Origin of the sequence: Demequina pelophila (assembly GCF_000971175.1) — a bacterium.
Lineage (GTDB): Bacteria > Actinomycetota > Actinomycetes > Actinomycetales > Demequinaceae > Demequina > Demequina pelophila.
The window spans coordinates 733,818-755,388 of record NZ_BBLY01000001.1 but is presented as its reverse complement, the minus strand read 5'-3'; the positions used below and the strand labels follow the sequence as shown (position 1 = coordinate 755,388).

22 protein-coding genes are annotated in these 21,571 nt (G+C 72.4%); 8 read left to right on the top strand and 14 right to left on the bottom strand.

Annotation, left to right across the window (positions count from 1 at the left end):
* Positions 1-24 precede the first annotated feature (24 nt).
* From AOM03_RS03490 to AOM03_RS03445, 10 genes are all read right to left on the bottom strand, one after another.
* The gene (locus tag AOM03_RS03490; RefSeq protein WP_062378340.1) at positions 25-732 is read right to left on the bottom strand and encodes an SDR family NAD(P)-dependent oxidoreductase; all 708 of its coding nucleotides are present in this window, start codon (positions 730-732) and stop codon (positions 25-27) included.
* Between the two features lie 9 nt (positions 733-741).
* Positions 742-1,527, bottom strand: a complete 786-nt coding sequence (locus tag AOM03_RS03485; RefSeq protein ID WP_082092062.1) for an SDR family NAD(P)-dependent oxidoreductase — start codon at positions 1,525-1,527, stop codon at positions 742-744.
* Complete coding sequence (locus AOM03_RS03480; protein WP_082092061.1) at positions 1,524-2,447, bottom strand: NADP-dependent oxidoreductase; 924 nt, start codon at positions 2,445-2,447, stop codon at positions 1,524-1,526. Before AOM03_RS03480 ends, AOM03_RS03485 begins: the two co-directional genes overlap by 4 nt.
* On the bottom strand, positions 2,444-2,935 hold the full coding sequence (locus AOM03_RS03475; RefSeq protein WP_062378336.1) for an RpiB/LacA/LacB family sugar-phosphate isomerase: 492 nt from the start codon (positions 2,933-2,935) through the stop codon (positions 2,444-2,446). Before AOM03_RS03475 ends, AOM03_RS03480 begins: the two co-directional genes overlap by 4 nt.
* Positions 2,935-4,350, bottom strand: coding sequence for an FAD-binding oxidoreductase (locus tag AOM03_RS03470; protein WP_062378335.1), 1,416 nt, complete (start codon positions 4,348-4,350; stop codon positions 2,935-2,937). The genes AOM03_RS03475 and AOM03_RS03470 overlap by 1 nt, the downstream gene beginning before the upstream one ends.
* Before the next feature lie 108 nt (positions 4,351-4,458).
* Positions 4,459-5,226, bottom strand: a complete 768-nt coding sequence (locus AOM03_RS03465) for an SDR family NAD(P)-dependent oxidoreductase (protein ID WP_062378333.1) — start codon at positions 5,224-5,226, stop codon at positions 4,459-4,461.
* Between the two features lie 9 nt (positions 5,227-5,235).
* Positions 5,236-5,910, bottom strand: coding sequence for a nuclear transport factor 2 family protein (locus AOM03_RS03460; RefSeq protein WP_062378330.1), 675 nt, complete (start codon positions 5,908-5,910; stop codon positions 5,236-5,238).
* On the bottom strand, positions 5,907-6,734 hold the full coding sequence (locus AOM03_RS03455) for an ATP-binding cassette domain-containing protein (RefSeq protein WP_062378329.1): 828 nt from the start codon (positions 6,732-6,734) through the stop codon (positions 5,907-5,909). Before AOM03_RS03455 ends, AOM03_RS03460 begins: the two co-directional genes overlap by 4 nt.
* On the bottom strand, positions 6,731-8,674 hold the full coding sequence (locus AOM03_RS03450; protein ID WP_062378327.1) for a dipeptide/oligopeptide/nickel ABC transporter permease/ATP-binding protein: 1,944 nt from the start codon (positions 8,672-8,674) through the stop codon (positions 6,731-6,733). Before AOM03_RS03450 ends, AOM03_RS03455 begins: the two co-directional genes overlap by 4 nt.
* The gene (locus tag AOM03_RS03445; RefSeq protein WP_062378324.1) at positions 8,671-9,612 is read right to left on the bottom strand and encodes an ABC transporter permease; all 942 of its coding nucleotides are present in this window, start codon (positions 9,610-9,612) and stop codon (positions 8,671-8,673) included. The genes AOM03_RS03450 and AOM03_RS03445 overlap by 4 nt, the downstream gene beginning before the upstream one ends.
* Before the next feature lie 266 nt (positions 9,613-9,878).
* Between AOM03_RS03445 and AOM03_RS03440 the strand changes: the two genes are divergently transcribed.
* Positions 9,879-11,498, top strand: a complete 1,620-nt coding sequence (locus AOM03_RS03440; RefSeq protein ID WP_062378323.1) for an ABC transporter substrate-binding protein — start codon at positions 9,879-9,881, stop codon at positions 11,496-11,498.
* 58 nt (positions 11,499-11,556) lie between these two features.
* Here the strand turns inward: AOM03_RS03440 and AOM03_RS03435 are convergent, their stop codons facing one another.
* On the bottom strand, positions 11,557-12,774 hold the full coding sequence (locus AOM03_RS03435; protein ID WP_156157593.1) for a multidrug effflux MFS transporter: 1,218 nt from the start codon (positions 12,772-12,774) through the stop codon (positions 11,557-11,559).
* Between the two features lie 29 nt (positions 12,775-12,803).
* Positions 12,804-13,757 (bottom strand): VOC family protein, encoded by a 954-nt coding sequence (locus AOM03_RS03430; protein ID WP_227589869.1) that lies wholly within the window; start codon positions 13,755-13,757, stop codon positions 12,804-12,806.
* 171 nt (positions 13,758-13,928) lie between these two features.
* On the opposite strand from AOM03_RS03430, the gene AOM03_RS03425 reads away from it, so the two are divergent.
* The 7 genes from AOM03_RS03425 to AOM03_RS03395 all read left to right on the top strand — a co-directional run bounded on the left by AOM03_RS03425 (position 13,929) and on the right by AOM03_RS03395 (position 19,481).
* The gene (locus AOM03_RS03425; RefSeq protein WP_062378319.1) at positions 13,929-14,864 is read left to right on the top strand and encodes a LysR family transcriptional regulator; all 936 of its coding nucleotides are present in this window, start codon (positions 13,929-13,931) and stop codon (positions 14,862-14,864) included.
* A gap of 101 nt (positions 14,865-14,965) precedes the next feature.
* Positions 14,966-16,081, top strand: coding sequence for an FAD-dependent oxidoreductase (locus tag AOM03_RS03420; protein ID WP_062378317.1), 1,116 nt, complete (start codon positions 14,966-14,968; stop codon positions 16,079-16,081).
* Complete coding sequence (locus tag AOM03_RS03415; protein WP_227589868.1) at positions 16,078-16,656, top strand: cupin domain-containing protein; 579 nt, start codon at positions 16,078-16,080, stop codon at positions 16,654-16,656. Before AOM03_RS03420 ends, AOM03_RS03415 begins: the two co-directional genes overlap by 4 nt.
* Positions 16,653-17,087, top strand: coding sequence for a VOC family protein (locus AOM03_RS03410; RefSeq protein ID WP_062378313.1), 435 nt, complete (start codon positions 16,653-16,655; stop codon positions 17,085-17,087). Before AOM03_RS03415 ends, AOM03_RS03410 begins: the two co-directional genes overlap by 4 nt.
* Positions 17,087-17,875 (top strand): SDR family NAD(P)-dependent oxidoreductase, encoded by a 789-nt coding sequence (locus AOM03_RS03405; RefSeq protein ID WP_062378311.1) that lies wholly within the window; start codon positions 17,087-17,089, stop codon positions 17,873-17,875. Before AOM03_RS03410 ends, AOM03_RS03405 begins: the two co-directional genes overlap by 1 nt.
* A gap of 18 nt (positions 17,876-17,893) precedes the next feature.
* Positions 17,894-19,060 carry an alpha/beta hydrolase family protein gene (locus AOM03_RS03400; protein WP_227589900.1) on the top strand — a complete coding sequence of 389 codons (1,167 nt, stop codon included), beginning with the start codon at positions 17,894-17,896 and terminating at the stop codon, positions 19,058-19,060.
* Positions 19,053-19,481 (top strand): nuclear transport factor 2 family protein, encoded by a 429-nt coding sequence (locus AOM03_RS03395; protein ID WP_062378307.1) that lies wholly within the window; start codon positions 19,053-19,055, stop codon positions 19,479-19,481. The genes AOM03_RS03400 and AOM03_RS03395 overlap by 8 nt, the downstream gene beginning before the upstream one ends.
* A gap of 99 nt (positions 19,482-19,580) precedes the next feature.
* Here the strand turns inward: AOM03_RS03395 and AOM03_RS03390 are convergent, their stop codons facing one another.
* Both AOM03_RS03390 and AOM03_RS03385 read right to left on the bottom strand, forming a co-directional pair.
* Positions 19,581-20,546: a LysR family transcriptional regulator gene (locus AOM03_RS03390; RefSeq protein WP_062378306.1), complete on the bottom strand. Its 966-nt coding sequence runs from the start codon at positions 20,544-20,546 to the stop codon at positions 19,581-19,583.
* A gap of 102 nt (positions 20,547-20,648) precedes the next feature.
* A complete protein-coding gene (locus AOM03_RS03385; RefSeq protein WP_062378304.1) occupies positions 20,649-21,542 on the bottom strand; it encodes a formate/nitrite transporter family protein in 894 nt (297 codons plus the stop codon).
* Between the last annotated feature and the right edge of the window lie 29 nt (positions 21,543-21,571).

Sequence of the window (21,571 nt, the reverse complement as noted above, 5' to 3'; positions counted from 1 at the left end):
ACCCTCCGGTACGCCCCTCGCCCGTCAGAGCCGGCTCTCGCCGCCATCCACCAGCAGCGTCTGACCCGTGACGAAGGAGGCGTCCTCCGAGGTGAGGTAGGCGACCGCGCCCGCCACGTCCTCGGGCTCGCCCGACCGCGGCACGGCCTGGCGCGAACGCACCAGCGCGAAGTGATCCTCCGGGACGTGGCGCACGGCGTTGTCCGTGCGTGTCAGGCCCGGCGCGACCGCGTTCACGGTGATGCCGTCCGACCCGAGCTCGGTCGCCAGGCCGCGGGCGAGCCCGGTGAGCGCGCCCTTGGAGGCGATGTAGTGGCTCATCCCCGGCGGCGGCTGGTAGTAGCTCGACGAGGTGATGAGGACGATGCGCCCCCACCGGGCCGCACGCATGGCGGGCACGGCGGCGCTCAGCAGGTGGAAGGCGCCGTCGACGTTGACGCGGAACGTGCGGTCCCAGTCTCCCCGGTCCAGGTCCGCGAACGGCCGCATGAGCTGGAAGGCCGCGCAGTGGATCACGATGTCCGGCGTTTCGAGTTCACGGCCCACGCGGGCCACCGCCTCTCGCACGGCCGCCGCGTCGGCGAGGTCGCATTCGACCTCGAGCGCCTCGCGAGGGCCGGCCGCGGAGGCGAGGTCGAGGCTCGCGACCCGGTCGCCGCGCGCCGCCAGGCGCGCGACGATGGCGGCGCCGATGCCCTGCGCGCCGCCGGTGACGATCGCCGTGCGTGCCATGAGTGCTCCTCAGTCGTAGGCGAGCGTGCCCCCGTCGACCACGATGGTCTGTCCGGACACGAAGGCCCCCGCGGGAGAGGCGAGCCACACGATGGTCCCGGCCACCTCCGCGACGGTGCCGAAGCGCCCCAGCGGGGTCCGGGCCAGGCGGGCGGGGGAGGCCTGCGGGTCGTCGGTGATGGGGCGCGCGAAGTCCGTGGCGATGACCCCCGGGGCGAGGGCGTTCGCGCGGATGCCGCGCGGCCCCCACTGGACGGCGATGTTCCTGGCGATCTGCGCGTTCGCCGCCTTGGTCACGCCGTAGCCGCCGAGCACGCGATTGCCGCGCAGCCCCGACAGGCTCGACATCACCAGGAACGCTCCGCCCCCGGATCGCGCCATCTCCGGCAGCGCGAGCTCGGCCAGGCGCGCGACCGCGCGCACGTGCAGGGCGTACATGCGGTCCATGCGCGCCAACGCGTCCGGCGCGCCGGGCTCGTCGAGGGCGACGCCCGCGCTCGCGACGACCGTGTCGAGCCGGCCCCAGCGCTCGACCGCCTGCCCGACGGTCGCGGCGAGCCGCGCATCGTCCGTCACGTCGCACTCGGCGCCGACGACCTCGAGGCCGCGCGCGCTCAGGCGTGAGGCGGCGTCGAGCGGCCGGTCGTCCGGCAGCCCCGCGATGAGCACGCGCGCGCCCGCGGCGGCCAGCGCCTCCGCGGCGGCGCGGCCGATGCCGGTCGCGCCGCCGGTGACGAGCCCGACCTGGCCCGCGCACGAGAACAGCGCCTCGGGCGCGAGCGCGGAGGAGGTCACGGCGCGACGACGATCTTTCCGGACAGGTGACGCGTGTCGAGCAGGGCGAACGCGTCGGCCGCGCGGTCGAGGGGGAACACGTCCTGGACCGGCAGCACCAGCTCGCCCGCCGCGACCCGTGCGGCGAGGCGCTCCAGCACGTCCGCGCGGCGCTCGTAGCGGCCGGGGCTCGCCAGACCCAGCTCCGCGACCGCGGCATGGTCCGCGATGGCGCAGATCCGGCCGGGCGGGAGCCCCAGCTCGAGGCCCGCGTCCACGGCCTCGCGGCCGTAGTTGTCCTGGACGGCGGTGATGCCCTCGGGGGCGAGCGCCCGCACGCGGTCGGCGAGGCCGGGGCCGTACTCGACGGGCTCGACCCCCAGGGCGCGCAGGCGCGCGTGGTTCGCCGGACCGGCGGTGCCGATCACGCGCGCGCCCGCCTCGAGGGCGAGCTGGCAGTACAGGATGCCCACGGCGCCGGCGGCGGCGCTCACCAGGACGGTGTCGCCGGGACCGGGGTTCAGCACGCCGATCGCCGCGTGCGCCGTGAGCGCGGGCGTGCACAGGGCGCCGGCCACGTCGAAGGGCAGGTCCGCGGGCTTGCGCGCCACCTGGGACGCGGGCACAGCGAGCAGTTCGCGGAGCGTCCCCATCTCCCAGCCGAGCACCTGGTCGCCCACGGCGACCGGCGCGCCGTCCCAGTAGGCCGCGTCCGCGCCGACCTCCGCGACCACGCCGGCGAAGTTGGTGCCGAGCGTGCGGGGGAAGGGGTCGTCGATGGGGAACGCGCCCGCGCGCGCCTTGGAGTCGAACGGATTGATGCCCACGGCGCGCACCTCGACCACGAGCCCGCCGGCCTCCGCCCGGGGGCGGGGGACCTCCGCGACGTAGAGCACCTCGGGACCGCCCGTGCGGTCGAACTGGATCGCGCGCTGCATCATGCCTCCTCGACCATCCAGCCCTCGATGGTGCCCGACGTCTCGAACTCGGCGACGTTGACGAGGCGCCGGGCGTCGTCCAGGCCGTTCGAGAACGCGGTCTCGACGAGCGTGGACACCAGGCCCAGTGCATCGTCCGGAGACACGTGCGCGGCGGGGATCACGAGCCCGTTGATGTCGGCGTGCGTGCGCGCGTCCGCGACGTAGGCCGCGGCGGTCGCGGAGACGATGCGCCCGCCGTTGACCTTGTTGCCGGCGATCACCTCGCCGGCGCCGGTGCCGCCCACGAGCACGGCACGCGAGTCGAGGCCGGCATCCTCGTCGGCCACCACGGCCTGGACGGTGCGGATGACGATGCCGGGGTAGTCGTCGCCCTCGTCGTAGGCCGGCGCGGCGTGCCAGTGCACCTCGTGGCCGTCGGCCTCGAGGAGGCCGCGCAGGTCCGTCGCGAGCCGGTATCCCTCGGAGTTCGCGCCGATGTGGATGCGCATCAGATCCCTGCCTTCTCGATTTCCCAGTGGTTGACGTTGAGCGCGTCCGCGTCCCTGGCGAGGTAGCGGTGGAACCTGCCCTCGGGGTCGCGCGAGGCGATGACGGCCTGCAGCCGCTCCCAGTTCTCCGGCGCCATGAACCGGAGCTGCCGGTGCGTCATGTCCGAGTCGCCCAGGTACTGGCCCGCGGTGACCGGCTGCGCGTGCTCCATGACGGAGGTGAGCCAGTCCCGATTGCGCTGGTAGTCGGCGGGGTCGTCGTACACGGTGTAGCTGGCGACGTAGGCCTCGGTCTGCAGCGAGAATGCCATGTCGGGCAGGTCGCGGCGCATGGGCGCGTTCGACATCCAGATGGCGAAGCCCTTGTGCGTGGGGTTCGTGGTGAACAGCGGCGCGATGTGCTCGACCATCCTGGCGATGCCCTCGGGCGTGTTCTCCCCGTCGATCCACGCGCAGTCGGTGATGTACTGCGCGTGCTCGGGGTTCTGGATCTCCTGCTGGGCGCGATGCTCCGCCAACGAGGACTCGCGGCAGTCCTGCACGAAGACCGCGCGGTCGATCGCGGGGCACTCGTTGAACGGCGCGAGCGCCTCCTGCGCCTCGGCGCGGTCGGCGCTGAAGGCGACGCCGGTGACCAGGAACAGCCGGCGCTCGGTGCCGTCCGGCAACGGCACCGGGGTCGAGATGGCGACGATCTCCACGTCCGTCGAGATCCGGTGGTGCGCCTCGTACAGCCAGCTCATCACCTCGGCGAAGTCCTCGAGCTCGTATCCGTGCACGGTGTGACCCAGGAAGCCGAAGATGGGCCGGGTGCGCAGGTGGAAGCGGACCACGATCCCCGGGAACGACGGACCCGCGCCGCGGGCGGCCCAGTACAGGTCCGTGTTCTCGCGCTCATCGGCGTGCACCAGCTCGCCGTCCGCGGTGACCACGTCGACCGCCACGACGGACTCCGCGGCCCAGCCCCAGCCGCGCTGGTTCCAGCCCTGCCCCCCCTGGAGCAGGAAGCCGCCGATACCCACGGAGGGGCAGTGGCCGCCGTTGAAGAACCGGCCGCGCTCCTCGAGGAACGGGGAGAGCACCTCGCCGCCCTTGGTGGCCGGGCCGGCGGAGACGATGCCCGTCTCCTCGTCGTAGGAGATGTCGTCGAGGCGGCCCAGGTCGATGAGCAGGCCGCCGTCGCGCACGCTCCACGCGGCCCAGGCATGGCCGCCGGACCGCACCGCGACCGTCCAGCCGCGTTCCTTCGCGAGCAGCACCCCGCGGCGCACGTCGTCCACGTCGGCCGCCATCAGGACGGCGTCGGGCTGGCGGTCGGGGCGGCGGCCGTTGAAGACGCGGCCCACGCGGGCCTCGTCCCAGTCGGGGTCGGTGGGCACCACCAGGCGGCCGGAGAATCCGGTCTCAGGGTTCATCGTCGAACTCCTCGGTAGGGATGCGAGGCGTGGGCCCCGTCACGCTCGAGACTAGGGGGAGTGAGGGGCGCCGGTGAACACCGGTCCGCGGATACCTGGCATCGGGCGTCAGCCCAGGACCGAGCCGCCCCCGTCGACCACCAGGTTGACGCCCGTGACCCACGACGCCTCGTCGCTCGCGAGGAACAACGCCGCGTTGACGATGTCGTCGGGCTGCCCGACCCGCCCGAGCGGGATCCGCGAGATGTTGTCCTTGAAGGGCTGCGGCCCGGACTCGACCAGCCAGGCCGTGGAGGGCGTGACGGTGAAGCCGGGGCTCACGCACACGGCACGGATGTGGTGCGGCCCGCCCTCGACGGCGAGCTGCTGGGTGAGGTTGATGACGCCGGCCTTCGCGGTGCCGTGCGCGTTCTGGGGCATGAACTCGACCCCGCGCGTGCCGGCGATCGAGCCGACGTTGAGCACCACGCCGCCGCCGCGCGCCTTGAGGTGGGGCCAGGCCGCACGGGTCGCGTAGAAGACGAGGCTGAGCTCGTTCGCCATGACGAAGTCCCAGTCCTCGACGCTCAGCTCGTCGACCGGGCCGAACCTCGGCGCGGAGGCGTTGTTGTAGAGGATGTCGAAGCCGCCGTACACCTCTGCGGCCCGGTCCACCCACGCCGCCGCCTCCGCCGCGTCGGACAACTGGACGGGAGCGAAGCTCTCGATCTCGCCGCCGGCCTCGCGCACGAGCCGGACGGTCTCCTCGGCGCCCTCGGGGACGATGTCGCAGCCGACCACCGTGGCGCCCTCGGCGGCGAAGCGCAGCGCCGCTGCTCGGCCCATGCCCCCGCCGATTCCCGTGATGAGTGCGACCTTGCCTGCCAGTCGTGCCATGTCTCCTCCTCAGAAGCGGTCGGTCGGGTTGAACGAAGCGTAGGGCGCGGGCGGCGCGGGCTCGTTGGGGTACACGCGGTCCTGGGCGTACATCCAGTGCGTGGTCGGCGGCTTGTCGGGCAGGAACTCGTCCGGCATCGGCGGGTCGCCGTGGTCGCTCGGGTCCTCGGTCCACGGCCTGTCGTAGGGGGTCATGAACAGCCCGAAGACGTGCAGGTGCCAGATCTTCCAGACGCCGTCCTCGAGGATGAAGTCCGCGCCGTACTTGCACCACGCCCAGAAGGCGTCGTTGGCGGCGTCCTCGACGAAGGACATGGTCTCGAGGCCGGGGGAGACCCACGTGCCGCGTGCGGTCCGGAGGTCGTCGGCGACCTCGATGACGGGCGTGGTGAGGGTGTGCATATGCATCTTGCCGCGCGCGTCGCCATCGGCCCACACGTGGAAGCCGGGGTAGAGCCGCTCGAGGCTCTCGCGGCCCTCGTAGACGCCCCACATCATCTCCGCACTCACGTCCTCACGGCTCAGCGCGAACAGGTCCAGGCATTCGCGGTGCATGTTCGCGGAGTGCCAGTTGGAGTAGCGGCCCATGAGGTTGTGGATCTCCTGGACGGCCTCGAGCCGCGCGAGGCGGTGCTCGAGGCTGCGGCCGGTGGCCGCGGCCGTGGGCTGGGCGGTGTCGGTCATGACGGTCCTTCCTGGGTGGGGGTCGCGGTGACGAGCGCCCGGCGACGAGCCTGCTCGCGCGGGTCGGGGCTGAGGATCGCGGAGACGAGCCGGCGCGTGTACGCGTGGGTGGGACGGCGCAGCACCTCCGCGGCATCGCCGGACTCGACCACGCGGCCCTCGTACAGCACCGCGATGCGATGGGACATGAACTCGACCACGTCGAGGTTGTGGCCGATGAACAGGTACGCGATGCCCAGCTCCTCCTGGAGGTCCTTGAGGAGGTTGAGCACCTGAGCCTGGACGGACAGGTCGAGCGCGCTCACGGCCTCGTCGCACACGATGACGCGAGGACGGGAGACCAGGGCGCGGGCGATCGCGAGGCGCTGGCGCTGGCCCCCGGAGAACGCGGCCACGTAGCGGTCGAGGGCGGCGACGGGCAGGCCCACGCGGGCGAGCATCTCCTCGGAGCGCCGCCGCGCCTCGGCCCGAGGCAGTCGGAGCGTGCGCAGGGGCTCGCGCAGGATGTCCTCGACACGCAGCGCGGGGTTCATCGAGCTGTAGGGGTCCTGGAACACCACCTGGAGCGTGCCGCCGCCGGGCCGGCGCCACCAGCGCTCCCGCGAGACGTCGTGGCCGTCGAGCAGGATCGAGCCGGAGGCGGGCCGCACGAGGCCGGCGATCGCGCGGCCCGTGGTGGTCTTGCCGGACCCGGATTCGCCCACCAGGCCGAGGGTGGCGCCCGGCTCGATCACGAACGAGACGTCGTGGAGCACCGTCCGACGGGCGCGCCGATGGCCCAGGGCCACCTCGAGCCCGCGCACCTCGAGCACCGGCGCGGTCACCGTGCGGGCTCCGTGGGACGGGGCGCCGCGACGCGGTCCGCGTGGAGGCAGCGCGACGCGTGCGCGTCGACGGCGGCGAGCGGCACCGGCGTCGCGCGGCACTGGTCCGTCGCGAGCGCGCACCGGTCCGCGAACCTGCAGGTGGCAGGCCAGTCGGCGGGCGGCGGCACCGAGCCGGGAATGGTCCGCAGCCGCTCCCCGCGATCGGCGAGGCTCGGGTTGGCCCCGAGGAGGCCCGCCGTATAGGGGTGACGAGGGGCGGTGAACAGGCGGTCCGTCGGCGCGGTCTCGACCACCTGGCCGGCGTACATGACGACCGCCCGGTCGCACAGGTCCGCGACCACGCCCCAGTCGTGCGTGACGAGCAGGATCGACAGCCCCGTCTGGTCCCGCAGGTCGCGCAGCAGGGTGAGGATCTCGAGCTGCACCGTCACGTCGAGCGCGGTCGTCGGCTCGTCCGCCACGAGCAGGCGGGGCCCGCCGGCCAGGGCCCGCGCGATCGCGACGCGCTGCGCCATCCCGCCCGAGATCTCGTGCGGGTACAGGCCGCATACGCGGGCGGGGTCCGCGAAGCGCACCCGGGCGAAGAGCTCCTCGGTGCGCGCGCGGGCCTGGGCCCGCGAGCATCCGGTGTGCAGCCGCACCGCCTCCGCCACGGTGTCTCCCACGCGACGCGTGGGGTCCAGCGCAACCATCGGCTCCTGGGAGACAAACGCGATGCCGGTGCCGCGCAGGGCCCGTAGCTCGCGTCGGGACATGGCCGCGAGGTCCTCGCCGGCAAACCCCACCGACCCGCCCGTGATGCGCCCGGAGCCCCGCAGCAGGCCGAGCACGGCGCGCGCCACCGTCGACTTCCCGCAGCCGGATTCGCCCACGAGGCCCACGATCTCTCCGGGTCCCACGTCGAAGCTCACGGCGTCGACGACCGCGGTTCCCTCGCCCGGCCCGTAGGCGACCGTCATCGACCCCACGGCGAGCACCGCATCGTCCCGGGGCCTCGGAGCGGGGCCGGTCGCCGCCCGCGGTGAGACGGGGCGTGAGGCCACACCCGAGGTCCGGGGACGGCGCGGTCCCGGGGACGATGCGGCGGGCGCCCAGCGCTCGACCAGCGCGTCCCGGACCACCTCGCCCAGGCTGCCGAGCGCGAGCACGGTGACGCCGATGAGCCCGCCGGTCGCCCACAGCATGGTGGGGTTCTGCCGCATCACGGAGGAGGCCTCGGCGACCATGGTTCCCCACGAGGGCTCGGGAGCGGTCACCCCGAAGCCCAGGTACGCCAGTCCGGTGGTGAACAGCAGGCCGATCGACGCGATGATCGACGCCTGCACCACGACCGTGCCCAGGATGCGCGGGAAGATGTGACGCGCGACCAGCAGCGGCAGCGGGACCCGGGAGACCTTCGCCGCATCGATGAAGAGCTCGCCCCGCACGGCCACGGTGGCGGAGCGAACGATGCGCACGAGCGCCGGCACGAGCAGCAGCCCGAGCGCGAGGTAGGAGAAGATCAACTGGTCGCCGAAGAGCGCGAGGACCAGGAGGACGATGATCATCGCCGGCAGGGCCATGCCCAGGTCCACCACCCGCGACACCAGCGCGTCGAGCCAGCCGCCGTGGTAGCCGGCGGCCATCGCGACCGGCACACCCACGACGAGGGCGGCGGCCATCACGCAGGCCGCGGCGAGGAGGCTCGGCTGCCCCCCGTGGAGCAGGCGCGACAGCACGTCTCGTCCCAGCTGGTCCGTGCCGAGCAGGTGCGCGGACGACGGGCCCTGCAGGCTCGCGGTCAGGTCGGTCGCGAGCGGATCGTACGGCGCCCACAGGGTTGCACCCAGGCACGCGACCACGATCGCGGTGAGCACGAGCGCCGCGGAGAGCCCGATCGGGTCGGAGAGCACCCGCCGGAGGGGGCCGCGAGCCGCGGGTCGGTCCGGGGCCGTCATGCCGCACGCACCTTCGGGTTGAGCACGCCGTACGTGACGTCGACGAGCAGGTTGACGATGACGACGAGCGTGCAGAAGTACACCGTGACGCCCAGCAGCACGGGAAGGTCGTGAGCGGGGGTGGCGGCGACCGCGAGGCCGCCCAGGCCGGGGATGGCGAAGACCGACTCGACCAGCACGGTGCCGCCGAGGACCCCGACGAAGAAGACGCCGATCGCCGTCACGATGGGAATGCCGGCGTTGCGCAGCGCGTGGCGCACCAGGATGCGTGACTCGCTCCACCCATCCGCGCGCAGGCTGTCGATGAAGTCGCGGGCGAGCACGTCGCGCAGTGCCTCCCGCGTGTTCTTCGCGATCATGGTCACGCCGCCGACGGCCAGGGTGATCACGGGCAGGATCAGGGCCTTGAGCCACTCCCACGGCGACTCCGTCAGCGGCGTGTAGCCCGTCGCCGGCAGCCACCTCAGCTGGACCGCGACCACTGCCACGAGCACGAGGCCCAGCCAGTAGTTGGGGATCGCGAAGCCGAGCATGGCGAACACGTCCGCGGCGCGGCCGGCCCAGCCGCCCCGCACCGCGCTGAACACGCCCAGCGCCACTCCCAGCACCGCGCTGACGACGGTCGCTCCCACGACGATGGACAGCGTCGCGGGCAGCCGAGCGTTGAGCTGGTCGATGACGGGGGTCTTGGAGATCACCGAGGTGCCCAGGTCGCCGCGCAGCGCATCACCCAGCCACGCGAGGTACTGGACGAACCAGGGCCGGTCGAGCCCGAGCGAGACGCGCAACGCCTCGACCTGCTCCGCCGTGGCGGTCGGGCCCAGGATGACGCGGGCGGGGTCGCCCGGGATGAGGTCGACGATGAGGAACGCCAGCATGGTCGCCACCACGAGCAGCGGGACGGACCACGCGAGGCGCCGCAGGATGAGTCTCACCATCGCGAGGCCGGCCTCCGTCCCTGGTGTTGGCGGGCCCGCCGCGTCGCCGCGGTCCGGGGCGCGGCGACGTCGCCGCGCTGGTTCGGGACGCTAGCAGCGCGGAGGGGGAGGTCGGGAGCAAACGGGGGCGATACGTCCTATTCACGGCGCTCGATTCCGGCCCCTGGGGCCTCGCCGTAGCGTCGAGCGCACGGCGTACCAGGCCGAGGGTGGCCGCCCGGCTCGACGCCGGGCGCTCCGGTCGCCCAGCTAGCGAGAGGACAACGATGTCTGAATCATCCATCCTGGCGCGACGGAGGCGCCTCAGCCCGATCGCCTCGATCGCGGCGCTCACGGCGAGCGTGGCGCTCGCCCTCGCCGCGTGCACGCCCGGCGAGGCGGAGACGACCGGCTCTCCCGGTGCCGATGGCGACGACGGCGCGACCGCGGCCGCGAGCGTCGGCGGCACCTTCGCGGTGGGCCAGCGGCAGGCGCCCACGAACCTCGACCCGGCCACGGCCAACCCGCCCAGCTACGTGTTCCCCGCCTACGAGCCGCTCATCTACCAGGAGGCCGACGGCACGCTCGTGCCGGCGCTCGCGACGGCGTGGGGCTACACCGACGACACGATGACGTCGTTCGAGGTGACGCTGCGCGAGGGCGTGGTGTTCAGCGACGGCGACGCGCTCGACGCGGAGGCGGTCAAGGGCTCGCTCGACCGCTTCCTCACCACGGAGGGCCCGAACGCCGCGTACGCCGGCCCGGTCGAGTCGATCGAGGCGACCGGCGACGACACGGTGGTCATCCACTACTCGACGGCGTTCCCGGTGGCGGCGCTGTCGCTCAGCCAGGACTGGCGCTTCGGCCTCATCGTGTCGCCCACCGGCGTCGCGAACCCCGAGGCGCTCGCCACAGAGAGCCATGGAGCCGGGCAGTACGTGCTCGACTCGTCGGCGACCATCGACGGCAGCGCGTACACGTACACGGTGAACGAGAACTACTGGAACGCGGACGCGGTGAAGTTCGACGAGGTGGTCCTCACCGTCATGGCGGACTCGAACGCGCAGCTCGCGGCGCTCGAATCCGGTCAGATCGACTACGCCAACAACCCCGACACCCTCACGGTCGCGACCGCCGTGGACGAGGGTTTCGTCAGCGTCCCCAGCTCGGGCGGCATCTGGTTGCTCATGCTGGTGGGCCGGGACGACGAACCGCTGTCCGACCCCGCGGTGAGGGAGGCGATCGGCTACGCGCTCGATCGCGAGGGCATCGCCGCGGCGGCGTTCCAGGGCAGCGCCGTGCCCATCGGCTCGCTCGCCCAGGAGGGCCGGCCTGGCGACTACGGGGCCACGGCCGTCGAGCGCGACCTCGACCGGGTCGCCGAGCTGCTCGACGGGGCCGGCTACGGGGACGGCATCTCGCTCACGGTGTTGGCGATCGACGGCATCGATCCCAACTTCTCCTTCAGCTCCGCCGTGCAGGCCCAGCTGACGGAGGCGGGCATCGACGCGGAGCTCCTTCAGGCGACGGGGTCGTTCGAGGCGTTCCTCGAGCCCCTGTTCGGCGGCGAGGCGGACATCGCCGCGTGGCGCTTCTCGGACATCGACACGTACTACCAGTTCGTGCAGAACCTGGTCCCCGCGGGAACGCTCGCCAACCCGTTCGGCTCGACCGACGAGGCGCTGGCCGCGGCGCTCACCACGGCGGGCTCGGCTTCCGACCTCGACGCGGCCATGCAGGAGGTGGCGACCGTCTACGACGAGCTCTTCTGGTCGATCCCGGTGGTGCTCACGACGGAGGGCCAGCTGTTCTCGGACAGGGTCGCCAACCTGCCCACGGAGTTCGCGCCGCAGACCCCGAACGCCTTCTCGCCGGACCCGGCGAACTCGTGGGAGCTCATCGACTGACGCGCGGCTCGACGACGAAGGCCCCCGCCGCCGGGCGGGGGCCTTCGTCGTGCCGGGGTCAGCGGGCGTCGGAGCGTGCCACGAGCGTGACGAGGGCCGCGAGGGAGCAGCAGGTCACGGCGAGCGCGAACGGCAGCGGATCGCCCTCGCCGCGGATCTGCACCAGCGGCGCCACGAGACCCGCGCCCAGGAACTGGACCGCGCCGATGGTGGCGAGCGCGGTGCCCGCCATGTCTCGCAGGTCGTGGAGGGCGTGAGCGTGGGCCGGACCGAAGATGAAGCCGATGCTCGACGCGATGAGGAACAGGGGCGGGAGCAGAGTCCACAGCGTCACGGCGTCCAGCAGCACGAGGCTCAGGCAGGCGAGCGCGCCCGTGACCTGCATGCCGAGTCCGATCGCGAGGAGCGTGCGTCGGCTCAGTCTCGAGGACAGCCTGGCCGCGGTCAGCCCGGTGACGATCAGCCCGCATCCGTTCGCCGCGAAGACGGCGGCGTACCAGCCGGGGGAGAGCCCCAGCAGGCTCTGGAGCAGGAAGGGGGACGCGGAGATGTACGCGAACAGGGCCGCGAAGGTGAGCCAGACGATCACCGCGCCGGTGACGAAGCTGCGCGAGCGGAACGTGCGACGCACCAGCCCCGGCAGGCGGACGGGCGCCCGCGCGACGCGGCGCTCGGGAGGAAGGCTCTCGGGCAGCAGCCGTGCCGCCAGCAGCACGCCCACGATCGCGGCCGTGGCGAGGCCCGCGAAGACCCCGCGCCAGCCGAACGCGACGAGCAGGGCCGCGCCGCCCACGGGCCCGAGCACCGGCCCGATCCCGGTGACCGTGCCGAGCAACGCATAGGAGCGCGTGAGCGCGGGCCCGCTGGCCAGATCCGCGACCACGGCGCGGCTCACCACCAGCGCGAACGCCGTGCCCAGGCCCATGCACGCGGACGCCGCGATGAGCACGACCAACGACGGTGCCAGGGCCGCGAGGCCGCCCGCGACGGCCACGCCCGCGGTTCCCCACAGGAGCGGTCGGCGTCGCCCGGCCATGTCGGACAGGGGGCCGGCGAGGAGCTGCCCGGCGGCCATCCCCGTCACGAAGCCGGTGAGCGTCAGTTGGACCTGCCCCGCGGGTGACCCGAACTCGTCGGCGATGGTCGGCAGCGCGGGAAGGGAGGCATCGGTGCCGAAGGGGCCCAGCATGGTGAGTGCGCCCAGCGTCGCCAGTTGGATGGCGGGGATCGCACCCGCGACGCGCGCCGACGCGGCGGCCCGGACCCGGGTTCGCACCCCGGTGCGCGGCCGCCGCACGGCCCGGCTCAGACCGGCGGGGCGACGAACAGGCCGCGGTCGACGTCGTTGAAGGACTCGCGCGCCACCAGCTCGCTCATCTCGTTCGCCGTGCCCCACTGGTCCTGCGTGGTGACCAGGTTGACGTCCAGCTTGGAGGGATGCCAGTGGTCCTCGTCGTCGATCGTCGCGAGCTCCGTGGTGTACTCCAGCGTGTTGCCGGCCGGGTCGAGGAAGTACGCGAACGTGTTGTCGCCGGCGTTGTGGCGGCCGGGTCCCCACACCATGCGGGCGCCGGAGCGCAGGATCTTGCCCGCCCCGCGCATCCACTCCTCGACGCCGCGCATCTCGAACGACGCGTGGTGGAGCGAGCAGTGCGGGCCCTGCGCGATCGCGAACGAGTGGTGCGCGTTGTTGCAGCGCATGAAGTGCATGAGATCTCCCATGCGCGCGGAGAACAGAGTGTCGGAGATCGCGAAGTCGAGGTGGTCGATGTACCACTGGGTGGTGCGCTCGAGGTCGGGCGTGTTGACCACCACGTGAGAGAGCTTGACCGGCAGCGGTTCGCGCGGCTGAATCCTGCGGTTCTCCCGCAGCTCCACGTCCGTCGACACCTCGATGGTGCGGCCGTCGACGTCGAAGAAGCGGAAGCCGTAGCCGCCGCCGTACTGGTCGAGGTCGCGGGGGGCGTGCACGATCTCGACGCCCTCGCCGGCAAGCCTCGCGTGGAGGGTCTCCACGTCCTCGCGGGTGAGCGCCCCGTAGGCGATGAGGTCGATGCGCTTGTCGCCCTCGCGCACGCGCACGACGAACGGCTCGGGGGAGCCCTCGGCCGTGAGGTAGCTGACGCGGCCGCCGTCGGCGATGGCGGTGCTCACCTCCGTCAGGCCCCAGTACGTCGTGAGGAACTCGCGCTCCTCGTCGAAGTTCGGCACGGAGAGCGCGAGATAGCGCAGGTGCGAGATCAGTCGCTGGGTCATCATCGACCTTCCTTGACGGGGTGGAGCGGGCGGGAGCTGTCCCGCGTGACCTCAACCTAGGGGGACCCGGCGCGCGGGGGAACCGTGACGCGCGGATACCTGGCATCGGAGCGCCGCGGCCCGCCCGCCACCCCGGTGCGCGGCCGTGCGCCCGCGTGCCACTAGGATCCCGTTATGCCGGGCAACGGTCTCGACCTCAACCTTCTGGTTCCCCTGCGCGCCCTCCTCGAGGAGGCCAACGTGACGCGGGCGGGGCAGCGCGTGCAGATGGGCCAGTCCTCGATGAGTGCGGCGCTCGCGCGCCTGCGCACCGTGTTCAACGACGAGCTCCTGGTGCGGGTGGGCCGCGACTACGAGCTCACGCCGTTCGCGCGGATGCTCCTGCCGCAGGTGCAGGCCACCCTGCCCATCATCGAGCGGGTCCTCGCGGGCGAGCAGGGCTTCGACCCGGCGACCGCGCGCCGCACCTTCTCCGTGATGATGACGGACTACGGCCTGGTGCGGCTGCACTGCGCGCTCGCGACCGTGCTGAGCGAGGCGCCCGGCGTGACCATCGACGTGGTGCCGCTGCCCGAGCGGCCCATGGAGGCCGACCGCGACCTCATCAACCACGACCTGGTCATCGCCGTGCCCGGCATCGGCATCGAGGGCCGCCGCGAGCCGCTCATCGACGACCACTACGTGTGCCTGGTCGACGCGGCCCACCCGGCGCTCGTGGACGGCAGGCTCTCGCTCGAGGACTTCGTGCGGCTGCCGCAGGCCGTCGCGCAGTTCGGCCGCCACCACCTGACGCCCGCGGACCGTCACCTGCGCGAGCTGGGCATCGACCGCAGCGAGCCGCGCGTGACCACCTCGAGCTTCCTGGCGCTGCCGTCGATCGTCGCCGGCACGGACCTGGTCGCCGTGATCCCGCGGAGGCTGGCCGAGCGGCTGGGGCCCGCCACGGGCACGGTCGCCGTCGAGGCGCCCTTCGGCATCGTGCCCATCGACCTGCAGCTGTGGTGGCACGAGAGCCATGAGGCGGATCCCGCCCACGCCTGGTTCCGCACCCGGCTGCTCGACGCCGTGCGCGCCCTCGAGCCGGCCGAGCCCGTCGCATCGTCCCGATAGCAGGCATCGCCGACTTGTCGTTCCGCCTCGGAGGCGCCCTGCCCTAGCGTCGGTGACGGCGGCGACGATGCCGCCGCGAGTTCACGACGTGGGGAGTAGCGATGTCGGCAGCAACGGTGCTGGTCGTCGGCGGAGGGATCACCGGCTGCGTGTCGGCGATCGCGCTGGCGCAGCGCGGCGTGGAGGTCACCCTCGTGGAGAAGGCCTCCGACTGGCACGGCGTGGGCCACGGGATCACGGTCCAGGGCAATGCGCTCAAGATGTTCCGGGAGATCGGCGTGCTCGACCCGATCCTCGCGAAGGGCCACGGCTTCGACCGGGTCCGCATGCGCGAGTACACCGGCGAGGACATCGCGACCATCACGGTCGCCCGCACCGGCGGCCCCGACCTGCCGGCCACCCTGGGCGCGCTCCGCAGCGACATCCAGGGCGTGCTGGTCGACAAGATCAAGGAGCTGGGCATCGAGCTGCGTCTGGGCACGGAGCTCGTGTCGTTCGCGAACATCGACTCCCACGTCGAGGCCGAGCTCTCCGACGGCACCGTGGAGAACTACGACGTGGTCATCGCCGCGGACGGCATCAAGTCCCGCGCCCGCACGCTGCTGGGCATCACCGAGGACAAGCAGCCCTCCGGCATGGGCATCTGGCGGGCCGTGCTGCCCCGCACGCCCGACATGGACATCTCTGGCCTGTACTACCACGGACCCCAGTACAAGGTGGGGTTCACCCCCATCTCCGCGGACCTCTGCTACGGGTACGTGCTGTGCGACCCGGTGCGGCCGGACAACGGGCTCACCGACGCGCAGGAGATGCGTCGGCTCATGGAGGGCTACGGCGGGCACATCGAGTTCCTGCGCTCGCAGATCACCGAGGACACCTACCTCAACTTCCAAGAGATCGAGTGGCTCTTCGTCGAGGGGCCGTGGCACCAGGGGCGCGTCATCGCGATCGGCGACGCCGTCCACGCCTGCCCGCCCCTCATCGCCCAGGGCGCGGCGCAGTGCTCCGAGGACGCGATCCTGCTGGCCGACTACCTCACCCGCGACGGCGACATGGAGCGGCTGCTCACCGAGTTTGAGGCGCGCCGCAAGCCGCGCGTCCGGCTCGTCGTCGACGCCTCGCTGCAGCTCGTCGACTGGGAGCTCCACCCGGCCCCGGACGCGGACCCGGGCGGCGTGATGCAGCGGTCGCTGAGTTCGCTCGCGGAGGCGGCGTGACGGCGGGGGGGCCCCGGGCGACCGTCCCGCGCCGGGTGGTGACGGGGCACGATGCGGCGGGCACCTCCGTCGTGCTGTCCGACGGCATCGTCCCGGTCCACCGCTTCATGCCCCAGGACGGCGTGGGCTTCTACGAGATCTGGCAGACCGACGACGCGCCCGCACCCATCGGCCCCGCCGAGCCGAGCGAGCCCACCGAGCGCACCCTGCGCGTGCCGCCCGAGCCGCGCGGCACCAAGATCCGCATCAACGAGTTCTTCCCCGGCCACGTGGGACCCGAGGGCCGACAGTCGCCGGTGCACCGCACCGAGTCCGTCGACTACGGGATCGTCCTCGAGGGGCAGATCGTGCTCATCCTCGACGACTCCGAGGTGACGCTGGGTCCCGGCGACGTGGTCATCCAGCGCGGCACCGACCACGCGTGGGCCAACCGCACCGACCGCGTGTGCCGGGTGGCGTTCATCCTGGTGGGCGGCGCGTTCACCGACGAGCTGCTCGACCTGCTCCCGGCCGACGCGCGCGACTCGCTCATGACCCGCGGCCCGCACGACCACCCCGTGAAGGAGGACGCGTGAATCTCGACCACGTGGGCCTGTCCGTGGCGGACCTCGACGCGCAGGCGCGCTGGTACGCCGGGGCGCTCGACCTCGAGGAGTCCACTCCGTTCGCGCTCGAGCCGCTCGGGCTGCGCGGCGTGTTCCTGGTCGATCGCGAGCACGGCTGGGCGATCGAGCTGCTCCATCGCACCGGGTCGCGGCCCGGGCTCCAGGCCGCGGACCCGCCCGAGGCGATCCTCACTCAGGGCTACGGCCACATCTGCCTGCGGGTCGAGGACGTCGACGCCACCTACGACCGCCTCATCGCCGCCGGCGCGACGGACCGCATGGCCCCGCGCCCCGCGCCCGAGCCCGGCGTCCGCATGGCGTTCGTCGCCGATCCCGAGGGTCACCTGATCGAGCTGCTCGACCGCGGCGGCCCGGTGGGCTGGCGCGACGGGGAGGCGTGATGTACCCCGGGCTCGAGGGACGCACTGTCGTGGTCACCGGCGCGGCCGGGGGACAGGGCGCGGCCGAGGCGCTCCTGCTCGCCGCCCAGGGCGCGCACGTGATCGCGACGGACGTCGCGCCGGAGGCGCCCGCGGCGCTCACCGTCGCGGGGGTCGCCTACCGGCGCCTCGACGTGAGCGACGAGGGCGACTGGGCGGCGCTCGCGGCGGACCTCGCCGCGGACCTGGGCGAGGTCCCGCTGCGCGGGCTCGTCAACAACGCCGGTGTCACCTACCGGGCTCGCCTGGGCGACACCGAGCGCGCCGAGTGGGACCGCGTCCTCGCCGTCAATCTCACGGGCCCGATGCTGGGGATCCGCGCGCTCGCGCCGCTCCTGGGCGCGGGCTCGTCCATCGTCAACATCGGCTCCGCCGCCGCCCTCGCCGGGCACTACACCGCCGCCTACACGGCGTCGAAGTGGGGTCTGCGCGGCCTTACGCACGTGGCCGCCACCGAGTACGGGCCCCGCGGCATCCGTGTCAACGCCATCCACCCGGGCTTCATCGAGACGGAGATGACCGCGCGCGCGCCCGAGGCGATGCGCGGGGCCCAGCTCGAGCTGACGCCGCTCGAGCGCATGGGCGAGGCGGACGAGGTCGCACACGTCGCGGTCTTCCTGCTGTCGGACGCCGCCGCCTACGTGTCGGGCGCGGAGATCCCCGTCGACGGCGCGTACACCTCGTCGTCCGGCGTCAAGTACATGGCCGACCGTATCGCCGCGGCGAGGGCCGCCGCCCCGACCAGCTGAGGAGCCCCACCCGTGTTCATGTACTTCCCGACCAACTACGTGTGGTCGATGACGGTGGTCGCCACGCTGAACAACGGCGGCTACATCGACGAGGTCGATCGCGCGTGCCGGCCGGTCCTCGAGGCCTCCGAGAACGGGGACGATGCGGGGACGGCCGAGCTCTACGCCTCCTGGGCGGCGGTCGCCGACCGGCTCCTCGCGAAGGCGAGGGACGACGAAGAGCGCGGCAGGCGCATCGGCGCGGGGGAGACGTACTACCGCGCGTCCCTGTACACGTCGCAGTCCGAGCGGCTGCAGTCGCCCACCTGGGTCGGCCGCACCGCGGCCTATCAGAAGTCGCGCGACCTGCTGCTCAAGCATGTCGAGCTCAGCGGCGTGCCGCTCACCCCCGTGGAGATCCCGTACGAGGGCTCGGCGATGCCGGCCTACCTGTACCGCGCGCCGGGCGACGGGCCGCACCCGCTGGTGATCCAGTGGAACGGCCTGGATTCGACCAAGGAGATGATGTACTACTCCGGCTTCCCGCGGATGCTCGCCGAGCGTGGCGTCTCCACGCTCATGGTCGACACCCCCGGGTCCGGCGAGGCGCTGCGCCTGCGGGGTCTCACCGCCCGCCACGACACCGAGGCCTGGGCCGCCGCGATCCTCGACCACGTCGAGGCCAACGCCGCGGACTTCGGCGTCGACCCCGACCGCGTCGGGATCGTCGGCTGGTCCCTGGGCGGCTACTACGCTCCCCGCGCCGCGGCGTTCGAGAACCGGCTCAAGCTCGCCGTGGCGTGGGGAGCCAATCACGACTGGGCCGCGGTCCAGGAGGCGCGGCGCCGCCGCGAGGGGGAGAACCCCGTGCCGCACTACTGGGACCACGTGTTCTGGGTGTGGGGCGCCGCGGACATGGACGACTTCATCGCCCGGACGCGGGACATGCACCTCAACGGCGTCGCCGAGAGGATCACCGTGCCCCTGCTGGTGACCCACGGCGTCAACGACCGCCAGATCCCGGTGGGCTACGCGCACGACACGTACGACCAGGCGGTGAACAGCCCCAAGCGGGAGCTGCGCCTGTTCGACGAGCCGGAGGGCGGCACCGAGCACATCTCGATCGACCACATGCCCTACGTCGCGGGGATCATCGCGGACTGGGTGGCCGAGACCTTCGAGGAGATGGGGCAGCCGCATGCGTGAGGAGCGCTTCCGCGACTACATCCGCCGCTTCAACGAGGAGGACCACACGGCCTTCGACGACTACCTCGCGCCGGACATGCACATGAAGAACGGCACGCTCGAGTTCACCGGCATCGAGGGGATGAAGCATCACTATCGGGACCTCATCTGGCCTCACTTCGTGGAGCGGCTCACCGTCCCCCGGTTCGTCTCAAGCGACACCACGGTGGCCATCCAGATGAACACCTTGTTCACGGCGCGCCGGGACAACCCGGAGTCGCTGTTCGGGCCGGTGCGCGAGGGGGAGACCTTCGAGTTCGACGGGCTCATCATGTACCGCCTCGACGAGCACGAGCGCTTCGCGGACATCCTGGTCGCGTACAACTCGTTCGTGCACACCGACCTCGAGGGCAACACCCGGGACCTGGGCATCCCGCACTGAGCCCGGGAGCCGGGGAGCCGGGAGCCGGGAGCCGGGGCGCCCGGGAGCCCGGGAGCCCCGGAGCCCGGGACGGGAGGAGCCGCCGGGCCGGGCCCCGGCTCAGGCGTCGTCGGTCACCACGTCCTCCGCGTCCGCGTCCTCGGACCCGAACTCGACGATCTCCGAGGCGCGGCGCAGCTGCTCGATGAGCCAATGGCGCGCCGGGTCCTCGGTCTTGGTCGGGTGCCAGTAGGCGGCCTCGACCAGCAGCTTGGGTGCGAGCGGGGTCTTCACCACGGCCAGGCCCAGCATGTCCCCATAGCGCTGCGCGGTGCGCTCCGGCACCCAGCCGATCCAGTCCGTGCCGGCGACCGCGAACGGGACGGGGATGAATCCCTGGACCGTGAGCGCCGTGCTGGGGGCGACGTCCGCGGCGGCGAGCATGTCGTCCACGTGCGTCGCGGCGTGCGCGCCGAACTCGGAGCGCACGTGGCGCAGGCGCCGCAGGGCGCCCAGGGAGAGGGCGCCGTCCTCGATCGCCGGGTTCCGTGCATCGGCCACGCACACGAACCAGTCGGAGAACAGGGACACGTTCTTGCCGGGCAGGCCACGGCCGGCGCCGGCGATGGTGACGTCGTGCCGGAGCAGGTCCACCGGGGTGACGGAGGCGTCGACCGGGAGCGAGGTGAACTCGACCCGGGTGCCCGGCGCGTCCTGGGCGAGCAGCGCGAGCAGCGGGCCGGTGAGCTCGGAGAGGACGTAGTCGGAGGCGCACACCATGAACGTGCGCGTGGAGGTGGCCGGGTCGAACGTGGGCAGCACCTCGAAGGTGCGCCGGACCTGCTCCATGCACTCCTCGACCCCGGGGATGAGGGCCTCGGCGCGCGGCGTGAGGGCGAAGCCGCGGCCGTCGCGCTCGAGCAGCGGGTCGTCGTAGATCTCCCGCAGGCGCGCGAGCGCACCGCTCACGGTGGGCTGGGTCATGCCCACCCGGTCGCCGGCGTGCGTGAGGTTGCGCTCCTCGAGGAGCGCCTCGAGCACCCAGACCAGGTTGAGGTTGAGGTCAGGCTTGCGGTGGTCGGTCACGTCGTCGTTCCCAGGGGTTGCAGCCGGGCCCGGCGGGGTGACGGGCCTCGTGCGTCGCATCCTAGCGGGGGTCCCGGTCACCACCCGGGCACCGCATCGTCCTTAGGCGGTCTTGGCGCCCCGCTTGCGCAGGAACTTGCGGTCGTCGTTCGCGTACGCGTAGTAGAGGCCGATCAGGAGGCCGCCGCCGATGAAGTTGCCGACGAGGACGATGCCCACGTTCGCGAGCGCGAGTCCCACGTCGAGCGTGCCGTGCAGGCCCGCGATGAGGAAGACGATGGAGTTGGCGACCGAGTGCTCGAAGCCCACGAAGGCGAACACGAAGACGCTCATGATCATGGCCATCGACTTGGTCAGGTCGTCCTTGATGAGGCCGTTGTAGACCAGCAGCATCGCCAGGTTGATCATGAAGTTGCACAGGATCGCGCGCATGAACAGGTCGGACATGCCGAACAGCCCGTGGTCGAAGTACTCGAGCTTGTGCTCGACGGCACCCTCGAGCTGCTCGCCCATCGCGTCGGAGCCCAGCGTGGACAGCGCGACCATGATCGCGACGAGCAGGCCGCCGAGCAGGTTGCCGCCGTAGCACATGGCGAGGATGCGCAGGGAGCGCAGGGGAGTGGTCTTGCGGTAGTACGCGCCGATCGAGACGATCATCATGTTCGACGTCAGCAGCTCCGACTTCGAGTAGTAGATGAAGACCAGCGCGAAGCCGAAGACCAGCGAGCCGAGGATCTGGCCGAGGGTCTTGAGCTCGCCGTCGCCCACCGCCACGAACGCGGCGACGATCGCGAAGTACACCAGGTACATCAGGCCGATGATGATGCCCGCCATGGCCGCGCGCATGAGGTAGACGCGGGCGAGTCCGCCGCTCATGCGGGTCTTGGTCTCGAGGGCGTTCAGCACCGTCGAGATGAAGTACTTGCCGGGGAACAGCTCGCGCTTGTCCCGTTCGAGGTCCGGGTCCTGGTCGCTCGGTGCACTCTGGTCGCTCATGCTCCCACGGTAGTCGCGACATGGCCGGT